17 protein-coding genes are annotated in these 20,237 nt (G+C 62.8%); 16 read left to right on the forward strand and 1 reads right to left on the reverse strand.

What is annotated here, in order from left to right; all coding sequences use genetic code 11:
- Window position 1 precedes the first annotated feature (1 nt).
- From HU736_RS04185 to HU736_RS04255, 15 genes are all read left to right on the forward strand, one after another.
- Entirely contained in the window at window positions 2–1,441 is a 1,440-nt protein-coding gene (locus tag HU736_RS04185) for an amino acid permease (RefSeq protein WP_103437260.1), read from the forward strand.
- 49 nt (window positions 1,442–1,490) lie between these two features.
- Window positions 1,491–2,381 (forward strand): LysR substrate-binding domain-containing protein, encoded by an 891-nt coding sequence (locus HU736_RS04190; protein ID WP_186698208.1) that lies wholly within the window; start codon window positions 1,491–1,493, stop codon window positions 2,379–2,381.
- A gap of 32 nt (window positions 2,382–2,413) precedes the next feature.
- Window positions 2,414–3,802: a threonine synthase gene (gene thrC / locus HU736_RS04195; RefSeq protein WP_186698206.1), complete on the forward strand. Its 1,389-nt coding sequence runs from the start codon at window positions 2,414–2,416 to the stop codon at window positions 3,800–3,802.
- The gene (locus HU736_RS04200; protein ID WP_186698204.1) at window positions 3,799–4,236 is read left to right on the forward strand and encodes an Lrp/AsnC family transcriptional regulator; all 438 of its coding nucleotides are present in this window, start codon (window positions 3,799–3,801) and stop codon (window positions 4,234–4,236) included. Before thrC ends, HU736_RS04200 begins: the two co-directional genes overlap by 4 nt.
- A 103-nt stretch (window positions 4,237–4,339) precedes the next feature.
- Window positions 4,340–5,380: a homoserine dehydrogenase gene (locus HU736_RS04205; RefSeq protein ID WP_186698201.1), complete on the forward strand. Its 1,041-nt coding sequence runs from the start codon at window positions 4,340–4,342 to the stop codon at window positions 5,378–5,380.
- 13 nt (window positions 5,381–5,393) lie between these two features.
- Window positions 5,394–6,812, forward strand: coding sequence for an aldehyde dehydrogenase family protein (locus HU736_RS04210; RefSeq protein WP_186698199.1), 1,419 nt, complete (start codon window positions 5,394–5,396; stop codon window positions 6,810–6,812).
- A 151-nt stretch (window positions 6,813–6,963) separates the two neighbouring features.
- Window positions 6,964–7,986 carry a LacI family DNA-binding transcriptional regulator gene (locus HU736_RS04215; RefSeq protein WP_186698197.1) on the forward strand — a complete coding sequence of 341 codons (1,023 nt, stop codon included), beginning with the start codon at window positions 6,964–6,966 and terminating at the stop codon, window positions 7,984–7,986.
- Between the two features lie 63 nt (window positions 7,987–8,049).
- Window positions 8,050–8,829 carry a sugar phosphate isomerase/epimerase family protein gene (locus HU736_RS04220; RefSeq protein ID WP_186698195.1) on the forward strand — a complete coding sequence of 260 codons (780 nt, stop codon included), beginning with the start codon at window positions 8,050–8,052 and terminating at the stop codon, window positions 8,827–8,829.
- Window positions 8,822–9,772: a sugar kinase gene (locus HU736_RS04225; RefSeq protein ID WP_186698193.1), complete on the forward strand. Its 951-nt coding sequence runs from the start codon at window positions 8,822–8,824 to the stop codon at window positions 9,770–9,772. Before HU736_RS04220 ends, HU736_RS04225 begins: the two co-directional genes overlap by 8 nt.
- A gap of 65 nt (window positions 9,773–9,837) precedes the next feature.
- A complete protein-coding gene (locus HU736_RS04230; RefSeq protein WP_186698191.1) occupies window positions 9,838–11,124 on the forward strand; it encodes an MFS transporter in 1,287 nt (428 codons plus the stop codon).
- Window positions 11,125–11,133: 9 nt separating this feature from the next.
- A complete protein-coding gene (locus HU736_RS04235) occupies window positions 11,134–12,114 on the forward strand; it encodes a 2-hydroxyacid dehydrogenase (protein WP_186698189.1) in 981 nt (326 codons plus the stop codon).
- A 153-nt stretch (window positions 12,115–12,267) separates the two neighbouring features.
- Complete coding sequence (locus tag HU736_RS04240; RefSeq protein WP_150569301.1) at window positions 12,268–12,990, forward strand: GntR family transcriptional regulator; 723 nt, start codon at window positions 12,268–12,270, stop codon at window positions 12,988–12,990.
- Window positions 12,987–13,775: an SDR family oxidoreductase gene (locus HU736_RS04245; protein ID WP_101319239.1), complete on the forward strand. Its 789-nt coding sequence runs from the start codon at window positions 12,987–12,989 to the stop codon at window positions 13,773–13,775. The genes HU736_RS04240 and HU736_RS04245 overlap by 4 nt, the downstream gene beginning before the upstream one ends.
- 92 nt (window positions 13,776–13,867) lie before the next feature.
- On the forward strand, window positions 13,868–14,800 hold the full coding sequence (gene kce, locus HU736_RS04250) for a 3,5-dioxohexanoate:acetyl-CoA acetone transferase (protein ID WP_103437273.1): 933 nt from the start codon (window positions 13,868–13,870) through the stop codon (window positions 14,798–14,800).
- Between the two features lie 98 nt (window positions 14,801–14,898).
- Window positions 14,899–16,239 carry an MFS transporter gene (locus HU736_RS04255; RefSeq protein ID WP_186698187.1) on the forward strand — a complete coding sequence of 447 codons (1,341 nt, stop codon included), beginning with the start codon at window positions 14,899–14,901 and terminating at the stop codon, window positions 16,237–16,239.
- A gap of 67 nt (window positions 16,240–16,306) precedes the next feature.
- On the opposite strand, the gene HU736_RS04260 is transcribed toward HU736_RS04255, so the two are convergent.
- Complete coding sequence (locus HU736_RS04260) at window positions 16,307–16,978, reverse strand: DUF3313 domain-containing protein (protein ID WP_103437275.1); 672 nt, start codon at window positions 16,976–16,978, stop codon at window positions 16,307–16,309.
- Between the two features lie 329 nt (window positions 16,979–17,307).
- Between HU736_RS04260 and HU736_RS04265 the strand changes: the two genes are divergently transcribed.
- Complete coding sequence (locus tag HU736_RS04265) at window positions 17,308–20,175, forward strand: HD domain-containing phosphohydrolase (RefSeq protein WP_437180448.1); 2,868 nt, start codon at window positions 17,308–17,310, stop codon at window positions 20,173–20,175.
- Window positions 20,176–20,237: the final 62 nt, after the last annotated feature.

Here is a 20,237-nt window from a genome sequence, read left to right on the forward strand (position 1 = left end):
CATGCACTCTGAGCACAATGACGCACAGGCCGGCAGCGGCCCTGCGTTCAACAAAGACATGCAAACCCGCCACATCGTCATGCTGGCGTTGGGCGGTGTGATCGGCACTGGCCTGTTCCTCACTTCCGGCTACACCGTCAACCAGGCCGGTCCGCTGGGCGCAGTGATCGCCTACATGATTGGCGCGGTAATGGTCTATCTGGTCATGGTCTGCCTGGGCGAGTTGGCCGTGCAGATGCCGGAAACCGGCTCGTTCAGCAGCTACGCCACCCGCTACCTGGGGCCCGGCACCGGCTACACCGTGGCCTGGCTGTACTGGCTGACCTGGGCGGTGGCCATCGGCTCGGAGTTCACCGCCGCCGGCATCCTGATGGTGCGCTGGTTCCCGGAAACGCCGGTGTGGATCTGGAGCGCGCTGTTTGCGCTGGCGGTGTTCATCAGCAATGTAGTGTCGGTGCGGCTGTTTGCCGAAACCGAATTCTGGCTGTCGCTGATCAAGGTCCTGACGGTGGTGGTGTTCATTGCCATCGGCGGTGGCGCGATCTGCGGGCTGTTCGATGTGCAGCATGCGCAGGGCGCGGGGCTGAGCAACTTTACCCGTGAAGGGCTGTTCCCGACCGGCTTCCTGCCGATCGCCATGACCTTGCTGGCGGTGTCGTTCGCGTTCTCCGGGACCGAGCTGATCGGCATTGCCGCAGGTGAAGCGGCCGATCCGCAGACCAGCGTGCCGAAGGCGATCCGCACCACCATCGTGCGCCTGGCGCTGTTCTTCGTCGGCACCATCTTCGTGCTCGCCACCTTGCTGCCGCGCGAACAGGCCGGCCTGGTCGAAAGCCCGTTCGTGCTGGTGTTCGAGCTGATCGGCATTCCGTACTCGGCCGATATCATGAACTTCGTGATCCTCACCGCGCTGCTGTCGGCGGCCAACTCTGGCCTGTATGCAGCCTCGCGGATGCTCTGGACCCTCAGCGATCAGGGCCATATGCCCAAGTGCTATGCCCGCCTGTCGCGGCGCGGCACGCCGGTCAACGCGATCATCCTGAGCATGGCCGGGGCCGTGGCCTCGTTGCTCAGCAGTGTACTGGCGCCGGATACCGTGTACCTGGCACTGGTGTCGATTTCGGGGCTGGCCGTGGTGGTGGTGTGGATGAGCATTGCCGCCAGCCAGATTGCCTTCCGCCGCCACTACGTAGCTAACGGCGGCCGAGTCGAAGATCTGCACTTTCGCGTGCGTGGCTATCCTTGGGTACCCTTGGGCGCGATCGCTTGCTGCCTGCTGGCCTGTATCGGTATTGCCTTTGACCCGGCGCAACGGGTAGCGCTGTACTTCGGCCTGCCGTTCATAGCGTGGTGCTACTTCGTCTACTGGGTGACCCGCAACAAACGTGCGCAACGCCTGCGCGCCGAGGCTGGCGTGCAGCGTCCGGCTAGCGCTGCCTGAGCCGCGCAAGCGATAGTGCACGCAGTCAATTGCCGAAGAGGTTGCGCCGATGAATCAAAAAACCCTACCGCCGCTGAATTGGCTGCGGGCGTTCGAAGTGTCGGCGCGTTACCTCAACTTCACCCACGCGGCCGAGGAGCTGTGCCTGACCCAGGGCGCGGTCAGCCAGCAGATCCGCCAGCTGGAGAGCCACCTTGGGGTCGCGTTGTTCAAGCGCCTGCCACGCGGGCTGGGCCTGACCGAAGAAGGCCAGTCCTATCTGCCGGTGGTGCAGGACGCCATCAGCCGGCTGGCAGTGGGCACCAACGAGATCTTCGGCCACAACCAGCGCCGCCCGGTGAAGGTGCGTGGCAGCTTGAGTTTCCTGCAGTACTGGCTGGCACCACGGCTGGCGGATTTTTGCCGAGAGCACCCGCTGATCGACATCCGTTTCATCAGCAACCTATGGGTGAAAGAGCCTGACGGTGAAGACGATCTGGAGATTCGCTGGGGTGCTGGCAGTTGGCCTGGGCTGGTGTCGCAGCGCTTGACCTGGGATGTGCTGCAACCGGTCTGTTCGCCGGCGCTGCTCGCCGCCGCTCCCCTGCAACACCCGCGCGACCTGGCCCGGCATGCGCTGCTGCATGTGCTGGGTTATGAAGAGGGCTGGGGCTATTGGCTCAAGCGAGTCGGTGCCGATGCCGTGGATTACTCGCGCGGTTTGCAGTTCGACACCATGGTTTCCACCTTGCGCATGGCCGAGCTGGGCCAGGGCGTGGCCTTGGCGCGCTCGTCCATCGTCGAGGATCTGCTCGCGTCTGGCGCGCTGGTCGCGCCGTTCAGCCAGCGTATCGAAGCCAGCGAATCGTTCTATCTGGTCCGCGCCCAGGGCGAAACCCTGAGCACCGAGGCCGCCGCATTTTCCACCTGGCTGGTGGCACAGGCCCATCGTCATTTTTAGACCTTATCGCGTAGCTCTTATCAGGAGTCATCATGCATTACGTAAGCACCCGCGGCGCAGCTGGGCTGGCCGATTTTCGCCGGGTAGTGCTCTCCGGGCTTGCCGACGATGGCGGCTTGTTCGTGCCCCAGGCCGTGCCGCAATACACCCCGGAGCAGATCGGCAGCTGGTCGTGGCTGCCGTTCGACGAGCTGGTCTGGCGGGTGGTCTCGCCCTACGTGGGCGGAGCAATGGACGAAGCTGCGTTGCGCGCGCTGCTCAGTGACAGCTACCGCGACTTCGATCATCGGGCGATCACGCCGTTAAGGCAGATCGGCCATAACGAATGGATTCTAGAGCTGTTCCATGGCCCGACGCAGTCGTCCAAGGATTTTGCTGCGCAGTTGCAGGCGCGCCTGGTTGCGCACTTTCTGCCGCAACAACAGGGCAGGGCGCTGGTGATCGGTGCCACCAACGGCGAGACCGGGCTGGCCGCGATCGAGGCCTTTGCTGGCAGCTCCAACGCTCAACTGGCCGTGTTGTACCCCGAGCAGGGTGTGCCGCCGGCGCAGTTGGCGGCCTTGCACCAGGCAAACCCGCAACAGGTCGCGCTGATCCCGGTAGCGGGCAGTTTCGACGACTGTCAGACCCTGGTGTCGCGCCTGCTGCGCCAGTGGCCGTTGCCTGAGGTGACGCCGATCTGCTTCAACTCGACCAACTGGGTCGGGGTGCTGGCGCAGATCGTCTATTACTTTCACGCCGCGCTGCAGCTTGGCGGCGGCACGCGGCCGGTGGCCTTCAGCGTACCCGCGGCGAGCTTTGCCGAAATCTACGCAGGCTACATCGCGCAGAAGATGGGCTTGCCGATCAACCAGGTGATCGTTTCGACCAACAGCAACGACGCCCTCCATCACTTCATCCAGCGCAACCGCTACTCGACCCGGCAAACCAGCCGCACCTCGTCGCCGGCGATGGACTTCTCACTGTACTCCAACCTTGAGCGGTTTATCTGGGAGCTGTACGACCATGATGGCCATGCGGTGAGGGCGTTGATGGAGCACTTCGAGGCGTGCGGTGAGCTTAGCATCGGCAATCAGCAATGGTTGCGGGCGCGGGTGCTGTTCGACTCACATGCGGTTGAGGAGCTGCAGATTCGCGAAGAAGTCCTGCGCTTGTTTGCCGAGACCGGCGCGGCCGTTGATCCACATACTGCCGTGGGCGCGTTGTCTGGGCGGATTCAGCGACGCAGCCTGGGCGCGCCGATGGTCACCCTCGGGCAAATCGCGCCGAGCAAATCGGCTGGTCTGCTGGCGGAGCTTGGGGTCTGGCCTGGCCCGGTTGCCGCCCTGGCCGAACCGGACGAGGTGCGCACGGGCCTGCAAACGGGGGATCTGGCCAGCTTGATCCAGGCGCTGCGCCAAGCAACGCAGGCGCGGCCATGAAGCGCATTCTTGATCCACTGGACGAACATATCCTGGCCGAGCTGACCGCCAATGCGCGGATCGGCCACGCCGAGCTGGGCGCCAAGGTCAATCTGTCGCGTAACGCGGTGCGCCAGCGGATCGAGCGGCTGGAGCGCGATGGCGCAATCCAGGGCTATACCATCCGCCTCGGCGATTCGCGGCGGGCCTCGTCATTGATCAGCGCGGTGATCTTTGTCTACCGCTATGACCGCATGCGCGGCGCCGATGTGCTGGCCGGCTTGCGCGGCATTCCCGAGGTAGTCCAATGCGAAGTGCTCAGTGGTGAGTTCGACCTGATGCTGCGGGTCAATGCCGCCTCGCCCGAGCGTGTGCACATGGTCTGGAAAGAGATCGCCGGCATGCCCGGGGTGGAAAACACAGTGACCTCGTTCGTGCTCTCGGCCGAGCACTGAGGCGAGCAAAACGACCAACAAATGCAGCATTCTGACCAATTCAACTGACTGCGGTGAACCTTTAGGCTGACTCCATCAAACAACGCCTGAGAGCAACGCAGACATGACTGAATATAAAATTGCATTGGTGGGTTTTGGTGGGGTAAACCGTGGCCTGGCGCAACTGGTTGCCGAGCGTAATGCCCGCTGGCAGGCAAGCCTGGGTTTCAGCCTGAAGATCGTCGGCGTCAGCGATATCTTCCTTGGCTCGATCGTCAACCGCGACGGTCTCGATGCCGCCCAGCTGGTGGCCCTGCCAGCCGAGAAAGGCGCCTGTGCCAAGCTGCACGGTGGCACCGCCGAAGCTTTCACCGAGACAGTGATCAAGCAATCCGGCGCTGACATCATCGCGGAGGCGACTTTCACCAATCCTGTCGACGGCGAACCCGCCACCACTTTCTGCCGCTGGGCGCTGGAAAGCGGCATTCATGTGGTCACCACCAACAAGGGCCCGATTGCCCTGCACGGCAGTGAGCTCAAGGCGCTGGCGCAGCGCAACAACGTCGCGTTCGAGTACGAAGGTTCGGTCATGAGCGGTACGCCGGTGATTCGCCTGGCCAGGCAAGCGCTGGCCGGTGCTGAGGTGCAAGGTTTCGAAGGTATCCTCAACGGCACCTCCAACTATGTTCTTACCCGCATGCAGGAAGGCCTGAGCTTTGCTGCGGCGGTCGCACAGGCGCAGCAGCTGGGCTACGCCGAAGCTGACCCAAGCGCCGATGTCGATGGCTATGACGTGCGCCTGAAAGTGGTGATCCTCGCCAACGAACTGCTCAACGCCAAGCTGCAGATCAGCGACGTCGCCTGCTCGGGTATCAGCAACATCAGCGCTGAAGACATCGCCACCGCCAGCCGCAATGGCCAGTGCTGGAAGCTGATCGGTGCGGCCCAGCGCCAGGCCGACGGCTCGGTGCAAGCCAGCGTCGCTGCACGTTTGTTGCCACTTAGCCATCCACTGGCCGGCATCAGCGGGGCAACCAATGCGGTCTCGTTCACCACTGAGCTGGTCGGTGCAGTCACGGTGTCCGGCCCGGGGGCGGGCAAGATCGAAACCGCCTTTGCCTTGCTCTCGGACATCGTCGCCATCCACACCAGCCAGCAGCAGTAAGCGGAGAGCAGCCATGAGCGTAGCCAGCAAGGTCAATGTGCAACTGGTCGAAGCGCAGCAGATCGATGTGTTCAGCCCTTACGACGGCCGCCTGATCGGCAGCGTGCCATGCCTGGATGCCAGCGCGATACCGGCCATCCTCGATCGTGCCCGCCAAGGTGTGCGCCAGGCCGCGGCAATGCCGCGCCATCAGCGCGCACGTGTGTTGGAGGAGGCGGCGCGGCGGGTGCAGGAGCAAGCCCAGGCGTTTGCCGAATTGATCGTCGCCGAGGCCGGCAAGACCTTGCGCCAGGCCGAGAAAGAGGTCAAACGCTGCGTCAATACCCTCAAGCTGTCGGCTGAAGAGGCGCGGCGCAATGCCGGTGAGGTGGTGCCGTTCGAGGCCTATGAGGGCTCAGAATCGCGCCAGGGCTGGTTCAGCCGAGAGCCGTTGGGGTTAATCGTCGCGATCACCCCGTACAACGACCCGCTCAATCTGGTCGCACACAAGCTCGGGCCAGCGATTGCCGGTGGCAATGGCTTGATCCTGAAACCGTCCGAGCTGGCGCCGCTGTCGGCCCTGAAGCTGGTCGAATGCCTGCTGCAGGCGGGTTTGCCGGAAGCGGTGGTCACTGCCGTGACCGGTGGTGTCGAGTTGGGCAAGGCGCTGGTCGAACTGCGCGAGGTGCGCATGGTGTCGTTCACCGGCGGTTTTGTTACCGGCGAGTCGATTGCCCGCAGTGCTGGCCTGAAAAAGCTGGCGATGGACTTGGGCGGCAACGCGCCGGTGCTGGTGCTGGAAGACTGCGACCTGGAACCCACGGTCGAGTCGTGTGTCTCCGGGGCGTTCTGGGCGGCGGGGCAGAACTGCATCGGCACCCAGCGGATCTTGGTGCAACGGCCGATCTATGAAGCGTTCCGCGCACGCTTTGTCGCCCAGGCACGGGCCTTGGTGCTGGGAGACCCGGCCCTGCGTGAAACCGATGTCGGGCCGATGGTGACCGAACAGGCTGCGCGCCGCACTGAACAGTTGGTCAACGAGGCGCTCAGCGAGGGTGCGCAGCTGCTCTGCGGTCACCAGCGCAAGGGCGCCAGTTACGCGCCAACGGTGCTGGAGCAGGTCAGTCATGCCAGCCAGATCTGGCAGCAAGAGGTGTTTGCGCCGGTGGTGATTCTTGAGCCGTTCGACCAGCTGGACCAAGCAGTGGCGCTGGCCAATGCTCCGGAATACAGCCTGCACGCCGGAGTGTTCACCCGTGACCTGGCCAAGGCGTTGAAGCTTGCCAGGCAGATCGAAGCGGGTGGGGTGATGATCAATGATTCGTCGGACTATCGCTTCGATGCCATGCCGTTTGGCGGCTTCAAATACGGCAGTCTCGGTCGGGAGGGGGTGCGCTTTGCTTATGAGGACATGACCCAGCCGAAAGTGGTGTGCATCAACGATCTGAGCTGACGGCAGCATGCTGTCCTGCGCCGGTTTGGCGGCAGGGCAGCGTGACATGCAGAGCAGATCCGACGAACGGTAGGTGACTTAGGTCTCGACTTTTGATGTATTGAAACCGGTTTCATAACCCGTCTCAAACAATAATCACAAGAGACCTCCGATGACCGATACAGCGTCCAGCCCGCGCGAGCGGGTCACCATCAGCCAGGTTGCACGGGTCGCCGGCGTCTCCAAGGCGACCGTGTCGCGTTATATCGGTGGCGACCGTCAGTTGCTCGCCGATGCCACTGCGCAGCATCTGGCCGAGGTCATCGAGCGCCTTGGCTACCGGCCAAACCAAATGGCCAGGGGCCTCAAGCGCGGCCAGACGCGCCTGATCGGCATGCTGGTTGCCGACATTCTCAACCCCTATTCTGTGGCCGTGATGCGCGGCGTTGAAACTGCCTGTCGCGAGCACGGCTACAGCCTGGTGCTGTGCAACACCAATCGCGATGACGAGCAAGAGAGCCATCACCTGCGCGTGCTGCAGTCATACAACGTCGAAGGGCTGATCGTGAACACCCTTGGCCACCATCAGGGCGAACTGCTGGCGTTGCACCGGGATATCCCCATGGTGCTGGTCGACCGCCAGGTGCCGCAGCTCAATGCCGATATGGTCGGGCTGGATAACGCCGACGCAGTCGAGCAGGCGCTGGACCACCTGCAGGCTCGCGGCTACCGCGACATTCTGGCAGTCAGCGAGCCGCTGGATGGCACCAGCTCGCGACTGGAACGGGTGCAGGCCTTTACCGCATCGATCAATCGCCGCCCCGGCATGCGCCAGCAGATCCTTGAGTGTGCGGCTGATTTGCCCACATGTCTGGGCAATTTCCTCGGTGCCAGCGGGCATGGCCCGCAAGCGATTTTCACCTTCAACGGCGTGGCCACCCTGGCCGTCACTCGCGCCTTGCACGAGCGCGGCTGCAGATTGTTCGAGGATGTCGGCCTGCTCGCCCTCGACGAACTCGACTGGCACCCGTTGGTCGGCAGCGGCATTACCGCGCTGGCGCAACCAACCGAACGCATCGGCGCAATGGCTTTCAATTGCCTGCTTGAGCGGTTGCGTGGCGGTAACGCTGCTGCGCAGCGCATCGACCTCAAGGCCGAACTGATCATTCGCGGATCGACCAACCCCCGTATTTGAACAACGGAGTCACGTCCGTTTGCTTTGCATCGAAATGAAACCGGTTTCATAAGGACAATAACAATGCGCTCGAACCCCGTTTCCATCAGCCTTTCCAGCTACGGCGCCGACTTGGTCCGCCAGCGTGGCCAAGCTAGTTTCGTGCCGATGCTGGCTGCGGCCGGCGTCAATCGAGTCGAGCTGCGCGAAGAACTGTTCGCCAGCCCGCCGGACTGCCCGCAGCTGTCTGCCGCAATCCGCACGTCAGGCATGGAATGCCTGTATTCCTCGCCGCTGGAGCTGTGGCTGGAGGACGGCCAATTGAACCCGGCGTTGCCTGCCAGGCTACAGACCGCCAGAGCAGTGGGCGCGGTGGCACTCAAGGTTTCCCTTGGCCACTATCAGCCGCGCTGTGACCTGACGGCGCTGGCTGCGCAACTCTCGGCGGATGGCCCAATGCTGCTGGTTGAAAACGACCAGACTGCGCACGGAGGGCGGATCGAACCGATGCTGCAGTTTCTTCTGCGCTGTGAATCCATTGCACTGGCGCTGGGCATGACTTTCGATATTGGCAACTGGCGCTGGCAGGGTGAGTCGGTAGTTCAAGCCGCTCACGAGCTGGGCCGCTGGGTGCGCTATGTGCACTGCAAGGCGGTCGAGCTCCAGGCCAATGGCCGCCTGGTCGCAGTGCCGCCACGCGCAGCCGATCTGCTGGCCTGGGAAGCGCTGTTCGCCGAGTTCAGACCGGCTGTGATGCGCGCAGTCGAGTTTCCTCTGGTCGGTGACGACCTGCTGGCGATAACCCGCGCCCAGGTCAACAACCTGGCTCGGCTTGCGCTGACTGCGGAGGTGAGCCATGCCTGACCATGATGTGTTGTGCTTTGGCGAGACCATGGCCATGTTCGTCGCCGAACAAACCGGCGAACTGGCGCAGGTCGGCCAGTTCGGCAAACGCATTGCCGGTGCCGATAGCAATGTTGCGATCGGTTTGTCGCGGCTGGGCTTCAAGGTGCGTTGGCTGAGCCGGGTCGGCAATGACTCGTTGGGCCGCTTCGTGCTGGACAGCCTGCTCAAGGAGGGCCTGGATTGCTCGGCGGTACAAGTCGACCCCGAGCATGCCACCGGCTTTCAGCTCAAGGCCCGCTGCGATGATGGCAGCGACCCCGCCGTCGAATATTTCCGCCGCAACTCGGCTGCCAGTCATCTGTCGCCGCAGCTGCTGAACGCACAATTGATCAGCGCCGGGCATGTGCATGCCACCGGTATTCCGCTGGCGCTGTCGGCGGGCTGCCGGGCGTTGTCGCATGCGCTGATCGACGCCATGCGCAGCGCTGGCCGGAGCATCTCGTTCGACCCCAACCTGCGCCCATCGTTATGGCCTGACCAGGCCAGCATGATCCGCGAGGTCAACGCGCTGGCAGTCAAAGCCAACTGGGTGCTGCCAGGCCTTGAAGAGGGCCGTTTGCTCACCGGTCGACAAAGCCCAGCTGATATCGCCGCGTTTTATCTGCAGCAAGGCGTCGAGCTTGTCGTGATCAAGCTGGGCGGCGAGGGCGCTTATTTCTGCAGCGCAGACGCTGAGGGCTGGGTGCCGGCATTCGCTGTTGCGCAGGTGGTCGATACCGTGGGTGCAGGCGATGCCTTTGCAGTGGGCGTGCTCAGTGGCCTGCTCGAAGGCTACCCGCTGGGTGAAGCGGTTGCCCGCGGCAATTGGTGCGGCAGCCGCGCGGTGCAGTCGCGCGGGGATATGGAAGGCCTGCCGCTGCGCAGTGAACTGGAACTGTACAACCGGCGCAGCTGCGCCTGAAACGCTGATCGCCGGTTAGCCGGCACCTGGTGCAACAAAAACAACCAAGCTCAGGAGCACACCTCATGCAAACGACCAGCCTTGCGCGTCGCCGGTGGTGGTACATCATCCCGATCGTGTTCATTACCTACAGCCTGGCGTATCTGGACCGCGCCAATTACGGCTTTGCCGCAGCTTCCGGCATGGCCGACGACCTCAAGATCACCCCAGCCTTGTCGTCCTTGCTCGGTGCGTTGTTCTTTCTCGGCTACTTCTTCTTTCAGGTGCCCGGGGCGATCTATGCGGAAAAGCGCAGCGTCAAGAAGCTGATCTTCGTCAGCCTGATCCTCTGGGGTGGGCTGGCGACGCTGACCGGGATGATCAGCAATGTCTATTTTCTGATAGCCATTCGCTTTCTGCTCGGGGTGGTCGAGGCGGCAGTGATGCCGGCGATGCTGATCTACCTGTGCCATTGGTTTACTCGCGCCGAACGCTCGCGGGCCAACACCTTCCTGATGCTCGGCAATCCGGTGACGATCCTGTGGATGTCGGTGGTGTCGGGCTACCTGATCAAGCATTACGACTGGCGCTGGATGTTCATCATCGAAGGCCTGCCGGCGGTGCTCTGGGCGTTTATCTGGTGGCGCCTCGCGGCGGACAAACCGGCCCAGGTGAGCTGGCTCAGCAGGCATGAGAAGGACCAGTTGCAAGCGGCGCTGGCGGCTGAGCAGCAGGGCATCAAACCGGTGAAGAATTACCGCGAGGCGTTCCGCTCGCCGCAGGTCATCGTGCTGTCGTTGCAGTACTTCTGCTGGAGCATCGGCGTGTACGGCTTTGTGCTGTGGCTGCCGTCGATCCTCAAGCAGGCCGCCAATGTCGATATCGTCACCGCCGGCTGGTTGTCATCGGTACCGTACCTGGCGGCGGTGCTGGCCATGGTCGGCGTGTCGTGGGCCTCGGACCGGCTGCAGAAGCGCAAGCGCTTCGTCTGGCCACCGCTGCTGATCGCCGCGCTGGCGTTCTACGGCTCGTATGCGCTGGGCAGCGAGCACTTCTGGTGGTCGTACTCCCTGCTGGTCCTGGCCGGAGCCTGCATGTATGCGCCATACGGGCCGTTTTTCGCGATCGTGCCGGAGATTCTGCCGAGCAACGTCGCAGGCGGGGCCATGGCCTTGATCAACAGCATGGGCGCACTGGGCTCGTTCGGTGGCTCGTGGCTGGTGGGCTACCTGAATGGCGCCACCGGCGGGCCAGGCGCCTCTTATCTGTTCATGTGCGGTGCGCTGCTGACGGCGGTTGCCCTCACGGTCGCACTGCGTACCCCTCAGGCTCAGCCCAAGCGTCGCGCTGCGGGCCTGGCATTGAATCACTAAGGAACTGCCATGAAAAAGACCATAGTCCTCTACAAGCGCTTGTCCGATGATTTGCTCGGCCGCCTGCGCGAGCAGGCCGAAGTGATCTTCGTCGACACCGCGCAGGCGGATGGCCTGGCCCGCCTGCGCGATGCCTTGCCCCACGCCCATGGCCTGCTCGGGGCCAGCCTGCGCCTGGACAGCAGCCTGCTGGACCTGGCGCCGCAGCTGGAAGCGGTGGCCAGCGTCTCGGTGGGGGTCGACAACTACGACATCGCTGACCTAACCCGGCGCGGCATCGTCCTTACCAATACCCCCGATGTGCTTACCGAAACCACCGCCGATACTGGCTTTGCCTTGATCCTGGCGACGGCGCGCAGGGTGGTCGAACTTGCCAGTTGGGTGCGGGCAGGGCACTGGCAGGCCAACCTGGGGCCGGCTCACTTCGGCACCGATGTGCACGGCAAAACTCTGGGCATCGTTGGTATGGGACGCATTGGCGAAGCGTTGGTCAAGCGTGCGGCGGCGGGGTTTGGCATGCGCGTGGTGTATCACAGCCGTCAGCCCAAGCCCGCGGTCGAGGCACTTTATGGCGCGGCCTGCCGCAGCCTTGATGGATTGCTGGAAGAGTCTGACTTTGTCTGCCTGACCGTACCGTTGAGTGCTGCTACAGAAGGGCTGATCGGCGCGCGGGAACTTGGCCTGATGAAACCCGAAGCCATCCTCATCAACATCTCGCGTGGCCGGGTGGTGGATGAGACCGCGCTGATCGAAGCGCTACGTGAACAGCGCATTCGCGGGGCTGGGCTGGATGTGTTCGTCAAGGAGCCGTTGGCGGTTGATTCGCCGTTGCTGCAATTGGACAACGTGGTGGCAACGCCGCACATTGGCTCGGCAACCCACGAAACCCGCCAGGCCATGGCCCACTGCGCGGTAGGTAATCTGCTCTGTGCGTTGGCAGATCAGCGGCCGCAGAATTTGGTCAATCCGCAGGTGTGGGCTATGCGCTAGTCGGCATTGCTGGGGCGCCGGACCGGTCGGAAAGGGCTGTAAAGCAGCCCCGGCGTTCTCGAGCAAAACCCACTGTCGCGTTGAAATCAATTGACATATGTTATTTGTGATCACATATTGAAGCCATAACAACGCCAATATGTGAGTCTGTCCATGACTGATCGCCCAACCCTTCTGCCGGTAATGCGCCCGGTGTCGCGCGACACACTGCAGGACCAGGTCTACCGCCAGATCCGTGAAGCGCTGATGAGCGGTCGCTTTCAGCCCGGCCAGAAGCTGACCATCCGCGGCCTGGCCGAAGCCTTGGGCTCAAGCCCGATGCCCGTACGAGAGGCGCTTAACCGCCTGAGTGCCGAAAACGCCTTTGAAGTCACCGAAACAGCCCGCCTGCGGGTGCGCATGATGACTCCAGAGCGCCTGCGCGAAATCCGCGACGCGCGGGTAGCGCTCGAAGGCCTGCTGGCCGAGAAAGCCGTGGTGCTGCTGACCCAGCGCGACCTGACCGAGATCACCCAACTCTGCGAACAGATGCAGCACGCCGCCGACAACGTCGATGTGGCGCGTTATCTGTGGACCAACTTTGCCTTTCACCGGCGCATCTATGCTGTGGCCAACGCCGAGTTGACCGTCGCTGCGGTGGAGAACTTCTGGCTGCACATGGGCCCATGCTTTGCCCTGGTCGCGCCGGACAAGGCCCACCTGCAACGCTCGATGGAGGCGCACAACCGCATCGTCGAAGCCTTGCAGGCCGGTGATGGCGCCGCTGCGCGAGCGGCGGTCACCGACGACATCATGCAGGCGGCCGACTCGCTGGCACGCCTGATCGTCAAGAGCGACCGTTCCAGGTCGCCTGCCTCAGGAGTTAAAAAAGCATGAGCGTTCTGAACCGACTGATCCCCTACAGCGGCCTGCGCGTATTGATCTCTGGCGGCGCCGCCGGCATCGGCGAGGTGCTGGCTGCGGCGTACATGGAGGCCGGCGCCAAGGTGCATGTCTGCGATGTCAGCGAAGCGGCCCTGGCGGCGTTTCGTGATCGCTACCCGAATAGCCTGGCAACCAAGGCTGATGTCGGCGACCCAGCGCAGATCGAAGCCGTGTTCAAGGTCCAGCGCGAGCAGTTCGGCGGCCTCGATGTACTGATCAACAACGCCGGGATCGCCGGGCCGACGGCGGGCATAGACGCCGTCACCGACGAAGAATGGCAGCGCACCGTCGATATCAACCTGACCGGGCAATACCGCTTCGCCCACCATGCGGTGCCGCTGCTCAAAGCCTCGCCGAATGCCCACCTGATTCACATCGCCTCGGTGGCGGGGCGCCTTGGCTATGCCTGGCGTACGCCTTATGCCGCAACCAAATGGGCGATCGTCGGGCTGATGAAGTCCCTGGCCAGCGAGCTGGGCGAGAGCGATATCCGCGTCAACGCCTTGCTCCCGGGCATCGTCGAAGGGCCACGCATGGACGGCGTGATTCGCGCCCGGGCCGAGCAGTTGAACGTGCCTGAGGCGGCGATGCGTGACGAGTACCTGCAGAAGATCTCGCTCAAGCGCATGGTCACCGCCGAAGACGTCGCCGCCATGGCGCTGTTCCTGTGTTCACCGGCGGCACGCAACGTGACCGGCCAGGCCATCAGCGTGGATGGCAACGTCGAGTACCTGTAACGGCTCGACCCCTCATGCAGTAACCGCGGGGGCTGCAACCCTGCTGCTGACGTATTCACTTTCTCACCAAGAACAAGAATGGAGAAATTCGCATGTCCAGAAAACGCCCGATCATCATTACCTGCGCGGTCACTGGCGCTATTCACACGCCGTCGATGTCGCCGCATCTGCCGATCACCCCGCAGCAAATTGCCGATGCCGCCATCGGTGCCGCCGAAGCCGGCGCTGCCATCGTCCACCTGCATGCACGTGACCCGATCGATGGCCGGCCCAGCCAGGACGTCGACCTGTTCCGCCAGTTCTTGCCGCAGATCAAGGCCAAGAGCGATGTCGTCATCAACATCACCACCGGCGGGGCGCCGACCATGGGCGTTGAAGAGCGCCTGCAGCCGGTGGCTCAGCTCAAGCCGGAGTTGGCTTCACTGAACATGGGCTCGATGAACTTCGGCCTGTACGAAATGCTCGAGCGCTTCACCGAGTTCAAGCATGACTGGGAGCGGCCATATCTGGCAGAAAGTGACGACCGGATCTTCCGCAATACCTTCCGCGACATCGCGCACATCCTCAACGCCTGTGCCGAGAACCGCACCCGTTTTGAAATCGAGTGCTACGACATCGGCCACCTGTATACCGCAGCGCACTTCCTCCAGCGCGGCCTGCTCAAGGCACCGATATTCATCCAGTCAGTGTTTGGCCTGCGCGGCGGTATCGGTGGCCACCCGGAAGACCTCGCGCACATGCGCCGTACGGCTGATCGGCTGTTTGGCGACGCCTATCAGTGGTCGATCCTGGGCGCCGGGCGCAACCAGATCCCGCTGGGTACCATGGGCCTGGCAATGGGCAGCCACGTACGGGTTGGCCTGGAGGATTCACTGTGGGACGGCCCAGGCCAACTGGCCGCGTCCAATGCCGACCAGGTCAAACGCATCCGGACAGTGATCGAAGCGCTCGGCGCGCGAGTAGCAACGCCGGATGAAGCCCGGGAAATGCTCGACCTCAAAGGCAAGGACAAGGTCGACTTCTAGCCCCGGCGTGACCTCGCGGATTCTGCGCAGCGGGGCGTCGGGCCCGGCTGCCAGCACCTTCAGCATTCACCGGCTACTCAAGCCATGAGGTTTGTGCGATGACAATTACAAGAAACATCGATAGCGCTGCCACACCCCGTGATTCAGCCACGCTGAACAAGGTTATCTTCATCAAGCTGATGCCGTTGCTGATTGCGGCGTACATCCTGAGCTTTCTCGACCGCACCAACATCGCCCTGGCCAAGCATCAGCTGGATGTGGATCTGGGCATTTCGGCGGCGGCCTATGGGCTGGGCGCCGGCTTGTTCTTTCTGACCTATGCGCTGTCGGAAGTACCCAGCAACCTGATCATGCACAAGGTCGGCGCGCGCTTCTGGATCGCCCGCATCATGGTGACCTGGGGCCTGATCTCGGCCGCGATGGCGTTTGTTCAGGGCGAAACCTCGTTTTACATCCTGCGTCTGCTGCTGGGCGTGGCCGAGGCGGGGCTGTTCCCCGGCGTGATGCTCTATCTAACCTATTGGTTTGGCCGCGAGCAACGTGCGCGGGCGATTGGCTACTTCCTCCTGGGTGTGTGCTTCGCCAATATCATCGGCGGCCCGCTGGGCGCGTTGCTGATGCAGCTGGACGGCCTGTGGGGATGGCGTGGTTGGCAGTGGATGTTCATGCTCGAAGGCCTGCCGGCAGTATTCTTCGCCTATGTTGTATGGAAGAAACTACCGGACCGGCCGAGCAAGGCGCCGTGGCTGAGCCCGGCTGAAGCCGAGCAGATCGAGCGCGGCCTGGCGGCTGAGCAGGACGAAGGCGCAGGGCAGGGCGGCCATTCGCTCAAGCAGTGCCTGACGCCGCAGATCTTCCTGGCGATCCTGGTGTACTTCTGCCATCAGATCACGGTGTATACGGTGATCTTCTTCCTGCCGGGAATCATCGGCAAATACGGCGAGTTGACCACGCTGCAGATCGGCTTGTTGACCTCGTTGCCGTGGATCGCCGCAGCCGTGGGTGCGATGGCGCTGCCGCGCTTTGCCACTACCCCACAACGGGCACGGATGATGCTGGTGTGCGGGTTGCTGACCATGGCCGCCGGGCTGGGTATCGCCTCGCTGGCAGGGCCGGTGCTGAGCCTGATGGGCTTCTGCCTGTCGGCGCTGATGTTCTTTGTTGTGCAGTCGATTATCTTCCTGTACCCGGCCTCACGCCTCAAAGGCGCGGCCCTGGCCGGTGGGCTGGGCTTCGTCAACTCGTGTGGGCTGTTGGGCGGCTTTGTCGGCCCGTCGGTGATGGGTATGATCGAGCAAACCACCGGTAACGCCATGAACGGGATGAAGATCATCGCGGTGATCCTGGTGCTCGCCGCGCTGGCTGCGCTGCGCCTGCGTCAAGGGCATGAGCGCAAGGTCCCCAAGGCTGAAGCGCATGGACGCCGACAGGTAGTTTGAGTCCACGCTGGTCTGCTCTGGCTGACGTTGCCGGCCAGAGCAGCCCTTTTGCGGTTGTAACCTTGGACTATTTGTTGTTGACCTGCTCGAACGACTTGGCCATGTCTCTGGCCCAGCCATCGAGTACCGCTTTCACATCCTTGGTCTGCATGACCTGGTCGGCGTTATCCAGTTCGGCGCCCGCACCTTTGCGCACCACCTGCGCCACCACTTTGTTGTTGCCCGCGTCGATGAAGGCCGCTTCAGTGGCGAGGCTGGTGTCCTGATCACGGATACCGGTCGCGGTGCTCACGCCGGCTGCGATCAAGGCAATCGGGATCACTTCATAGGCTTGCAGGCTCTTGGTGCTCGCACTCACCCCGGTAATCGCCGGCCGCACGATCAACACCCCCGGGCCTGGTCCCTTGGCCAACGGCATGACCTTGGCCATTTCCCGCTGCAGGGCCTGATCGTAGTACTGGGTAATGCCTTGCAGGGTGCTGGCGGGAATCTTGGCCGTGGGCTGCGGCTTTGGATACAGCTGGCTCGGTTCGATATAGACCATGGTGTAGCGGCGTGCATCGAGCTTCGGATCGACCCAGCGCATCACCGGCGCACCGGAAGGTGAAGTCTCCTGCTTGAGCAAACTGTAATCCTTGAGGAATCCAGAATACTGGTTGGACTCGACGTACTTGCTGGCACAGCCAGACACTGCAAGTGTTGCCACGCACAACGCGGTCAGCAGTAACTTTGACTTCATGTTGTTGCTCCTTGTGGACAGATCTCTGCCGAGATCGCACTGCCGAGGGGGAATCGCCACGTCGCGCGGCCTTTCACACTATCCAGCTGCAGCGTTGCGATTGGTGTCAAACAGGGTGGTGCTAGTTGCCCTGTGGGCCCGCATTGCTCATGTAATGAGCCCAGCCGAGTCCAGTACATGACAGCGCTGTTACTTGGCACACCTGGGCAACCGTCAATCAGCATAGTCCAGCCATGTGTAAGTAAAGAGTTGGGCTAGGATTAGCTGGAACAGACGCGGCGGGCATTCGAGCTGCGGACTACAACGAATGCCAAAGAAGGTCCAGACCCTTGAACACCTCACGCCGCGGCTTCTCCCTGCAAGTGCTGATTGGCCTGGCAATCATGTTCAGTACGCTGACGCTTGGGGCAGTGCTGGCCTACCAGGGCTACCGCAGCATCGAGCATACGTTGCTGGCTGCGTCGGCCGACACCAGTCGCCAGTTGGCGCGCACCATCAACGAGCGTGCGCAGCGCTTGATCAACCCGGTACTCAGCTCGATCCGTCTGCTTGCCCATGACTCGCTTGCCGAGGCCGTCACGCTGCAGCAACGGCTTGATCGTTTGCCCTTGCTCGCGGCCAGCCTGGACGCCAACAGCATGCTCAGCGCGGTGTATGTGGGCTATGCCAATGGCGAGTTCGTGCTGTTACGGGCGCTGCGCGACGAGGCCGACAGCCAGAGCGTGCATGCGCCCGCAGGTGCCGCGTACCTGTTGCAAAGCATCAGCCTGGACGGCAGTGGGCAGATGCTCGGTGAGTGGCGCTTTTACGACCGAGGTCTGACGCTGCTGCAAACCCAGGCCAAACCGGACTACCACTTTGACCCGCGGACGCGGCCCTGGTTTGTCGAGGGCCTGGCCAGCGCGACTACCCAGTTGACCAAGCCATATGTCTTTTTCACCACCAAGGAGATCGGCCTGACGGTTGCCCAACGCAGCATCACTGGGCACGCAGTGCTGGGCATGGACGCCTCGGTCAACGACCTGGGCGGCGAAGTGGCTGACCTGCGCACCACCCCCGGCACGCAGATGGCGGTGGTGGGCAGTGATGGCGAGGTAGTGTTTTACCCAGATCTGCAGCGGGTAGTGGTCCAGGACGGTGCGGCGCTGCGTTTGTCGCGCCTGGACGAGCTGGCGGTCGACAGCCTCAGCTGGCTGTTCGTCAACAATTACCAGAGCGCAGACCCGGTCCACTATCAGGCGGCCGGCCAGGACTGGTACGGCGTGCAGGTTCCGCTTTCGTCATTCACCCAGCACGACATCCGCCTGCTGATCGCAGTACCGGCGGCTGAGCTACTGGGCGGCGCGCGGCAGATGCTGATGGCCGAAGCGCGCTGGGCGATTCTTCTGATCGGGGTCCTGCTGCTGATCGGCTGGGCCCTGGCGCGGCGTATTGGCCAGCCGCTGCAGGCGCTGACCGAGCAAGTACAGGCTCTGGCCAGTTTCGACTTCAGCCGGCGCGTCGGGGTCGAGTCGCGGATCAGCGAGGTCAGCGCGCTGAGCGAGGTGCTCGGCGGCATGTCACGCACTATTCACAACTTCCAGGCGATCACCCTCAGCCTGAGCCGGGAAACCAATCTGGAAGATATGCTTCGCCAGGTGCTGGGTGAACTGGTGGAGGCGACTGCCGTAACCAGCGGTGCTGTCTATCTGGCCGGCGAAGACAGCGAGGTATTACGCCTGGCAGCGCACTATCGCGATGAGCGCTATCCCGCTGACCTACAGCTTGGCGTGCACGAGCCGCATCAACTGAATAGCGCAGTGGAGCAGGCGATGCCTGGCCAAACACCGACCATGGCCGTGGCGCTGAATGACCGCAGCGGGCAGCGCCTTGGGCTGTTGGTGTTGCAACTGGGCCCGGCGCAGCTGCACTCGGGCGGCATTGCACCGGCATTTCGCCAGTTCGTCGAGGAGCTGTCCGGGGCGGCCGCAGTGGCCATAGAGACACGCCAGTTGATCGAGGCCCAGCAACGCCTGCTCGACGGCATCATCCAGCTGCTCGCTGATGCCACCGATGCCAAAAGCCCCTATACCGGGGGCCACTGCCAGCGTGTGCCGGTGCTGGCGGAAATGCTCATGGACAGTGTCATTGCCGCAAACAGTGGGCCTTACGCGCAGTTCCACATGGACGCACTGGAACGCTATGAGTTCAGGATCGCGGCGTGGCTGCATGACTGCGGCAAGGTCACCAGCCCGGAGTACGTAGTCGACAAGGCGACCAAGCTGGAGACTTTGAACAACCGCATCCACGAGATCCGCACCCGCTTCGAGGTGCTCTGGCGCGATGCCGAGTTGCTCTATTGGCAGCGCTTGGCTGAGGGTGGCGAGCAGCAGGCGCTGCAAGCAGCGCTGGAGGATGCCCGGGTGCAGTTGCAGGAAGAGTTCGCCTTTATCGCCAATGCCAACATCGGCGGCGAGTTCATGTCCGATGCTGATATCGAGCGCTTGCGCACCATTGGTTCGCGCCCGTGGCTGCGCAACTTCGATAACCGCCTGGGCTTGTCCCGTGACGAGGCAGAACGTCTGGCGCCAGTGGCCTCGGCATTGCTGCCGGCGCCTGAGCAACTACTGGCTGACCGTGTCGACCACCTGGTGCCATGGGGTGAGCGCAAGCCGCCAGTCGACAAGCACGACCCACGCAATATCTGGGGCTTTGACATGCGCCTGCCGGCCCATGCTTACAATTATGGCGAACTGCACAACCTGAGTATCCGTCGCGGCACCCTGACTGACGAAGAGCGCTTCAAGATCAACGAGCACATCGTGCAGACCATCATCATGCTCAACACCTTGCCGTTGCCCAGCCACCTCAAGCGCGTACCGGAGATTGCCGGCAACCATCACGAGAAGATGGACGGCAGCGGCTACCCACGTGGTTTGAAGAGAGACGACATGAGCATCGCCGAACGAGTGATGGCGATTGCCGATATCTTCGAGGCACTGAGTGCGGCTGACCGGCCCTATAAGGCGGCCAAGTCGTTGTCGGAGTCAGTCAAGATTCTCGGCTTCATGGCCCGCGACCAGCACATCGACCCAGGGCTGTTCCGCCTGTTTTTAAGCAGCGGCGTGTACCGCGAGTACGGCGAGCGTTTTCTGCGCAGTGACCAGCTTGACGACGTCGATATCGAGCCTTATCTGCGCGCATTCGCAGGGTCTTGAGGGCGTCTGGAGGGTGCCTGCCGACTATCGATTGCGCTCATGAAAGTTTGACCGATGAGTCA

The sequence above is a fragment of the Pseudomonas shirazensis genome (assembly GCF_014268785.2).
Taxonomy (GTDB): Bacteria; Pseudomonadota; Gammaproteobacteria; order Pseudomonadales; family Pseudomonadaceae; genus Aquipseudomonas; species Aquipseudomonas shirazensis.

Excerpts from the sequence above, each read along its gene's own strand:
- HU736_RS04185 (WP_103437260.1), top strand. The coding sequence starts at position 2 with ATGCACTCTGAGCACAATGACGCACAGGCCGGCAGCGGCCCTGCGTTC.
- HU736_RS04190 (WP_186698208.1), top strand. The coding sequence starts at position 1,491 with ATGAATCAAAAAACCCTACCGCCGCTGAATTGGCTGCGGGCGTTCGAA.
- thrC (WP_186698206.1), top strand. The coding sequence starts at position 2,414 with ATGCATTACGTAAGCACCCGCGGCGCAGCTGGGCTGGCCGATTTTCGC.
- HU736_RS04200 (WP_186698204.1), top strand. The coding sequence starts at position 3,799 with ATGAAGCGCATTCTTGATCCACTGGACGAACATATCCTGGCCGAGCTG.
- HU736_RS04205 (WP_186698201.1), top strand. The coding sequence starts at position 4,340 with ATGACTGAATATAAAATTGCATTGGTGGGTTTTGGTGGGGTAAACCGT.
- HU736_RS04210 (WP_186698199.1), top strand. The coding sequence starts at position 5,394 with ATGAGCGTAGCCAGCAAGGTCAATGTGCAACTGGTCGAAGCGCAGCAG.
- HU736_RS04215 (WP_186698197.1), top strand. The coding sequence starts at position 6,964 with ATGACCGATACAGCGTCCAGCCCGCGCGAGCGGGTCACCATCAGCCAG.
- HU736_RS04220 (WP_186698195.1), top strand. The coding sequence starts at position 8,050 with ATGCGCTCGAACCCCGTTTCCATCAGCCTTTCCAGCTACGGCGCCGAC.
- HU736_RS04225 (WP_186698193.1), top strand. The coding sequence starts at position 8,822 with ATGCCTGACCATGATGTGTTGTGCTTTGGCGAGACCATGGCCATGTTC.
- HU736_RS04230 (WP_186698191.1), top strand. The coding sequence starts at position 9,838 with ATGCAAACGACCAGCCTTGCGCGTCGCCGGTGGTGGTACATCATCCCG.
- HU736_RS04235 (WP_186698189.1), top strand. The coding sequence starts at position 11,134 with ATGAAAAAGACCATAGTCCTCTACAAGCGCTTGTCCGATGATTTGCTC.
- HU736_RS04240 (WP_150569301.1), top strand. The coding sequence starts at position 12,268 with ATGACTGATCGCCCAACCCTTCTGCCGGTAATGCGCCCGGTGTCGCGC.
- HU736_RS04245 (WP_101319239.1), top strand. The coding sequence starts at position 12,987 with ATGAGCGTTCTGAACCGACTGATCCCCTACAGCGGCCTGCGCGTATTG.
- kce (WP_103437273.1), top strand. The coding sequence starts at position 13,868 with ATGTCCAGAAAACGCCCGATCATCATTACCTGCGCGGTCACTGGCGCT.
- HU736_RS04255 (WP_186698187.1), top strand. The coding sequence starts at position 14,899 with ATGACAATTACAAGAAACATCGATAGCGCTGCCACACCCCGTGATTCA.
- HU736_RS04260 (WP_103437275.1), bottom strand. The coding sequence starts at position 16,978 with ATGAAGTCAAAGTTACTGCTGACCGCGTTGTGCGTGGCAACACTTGCA.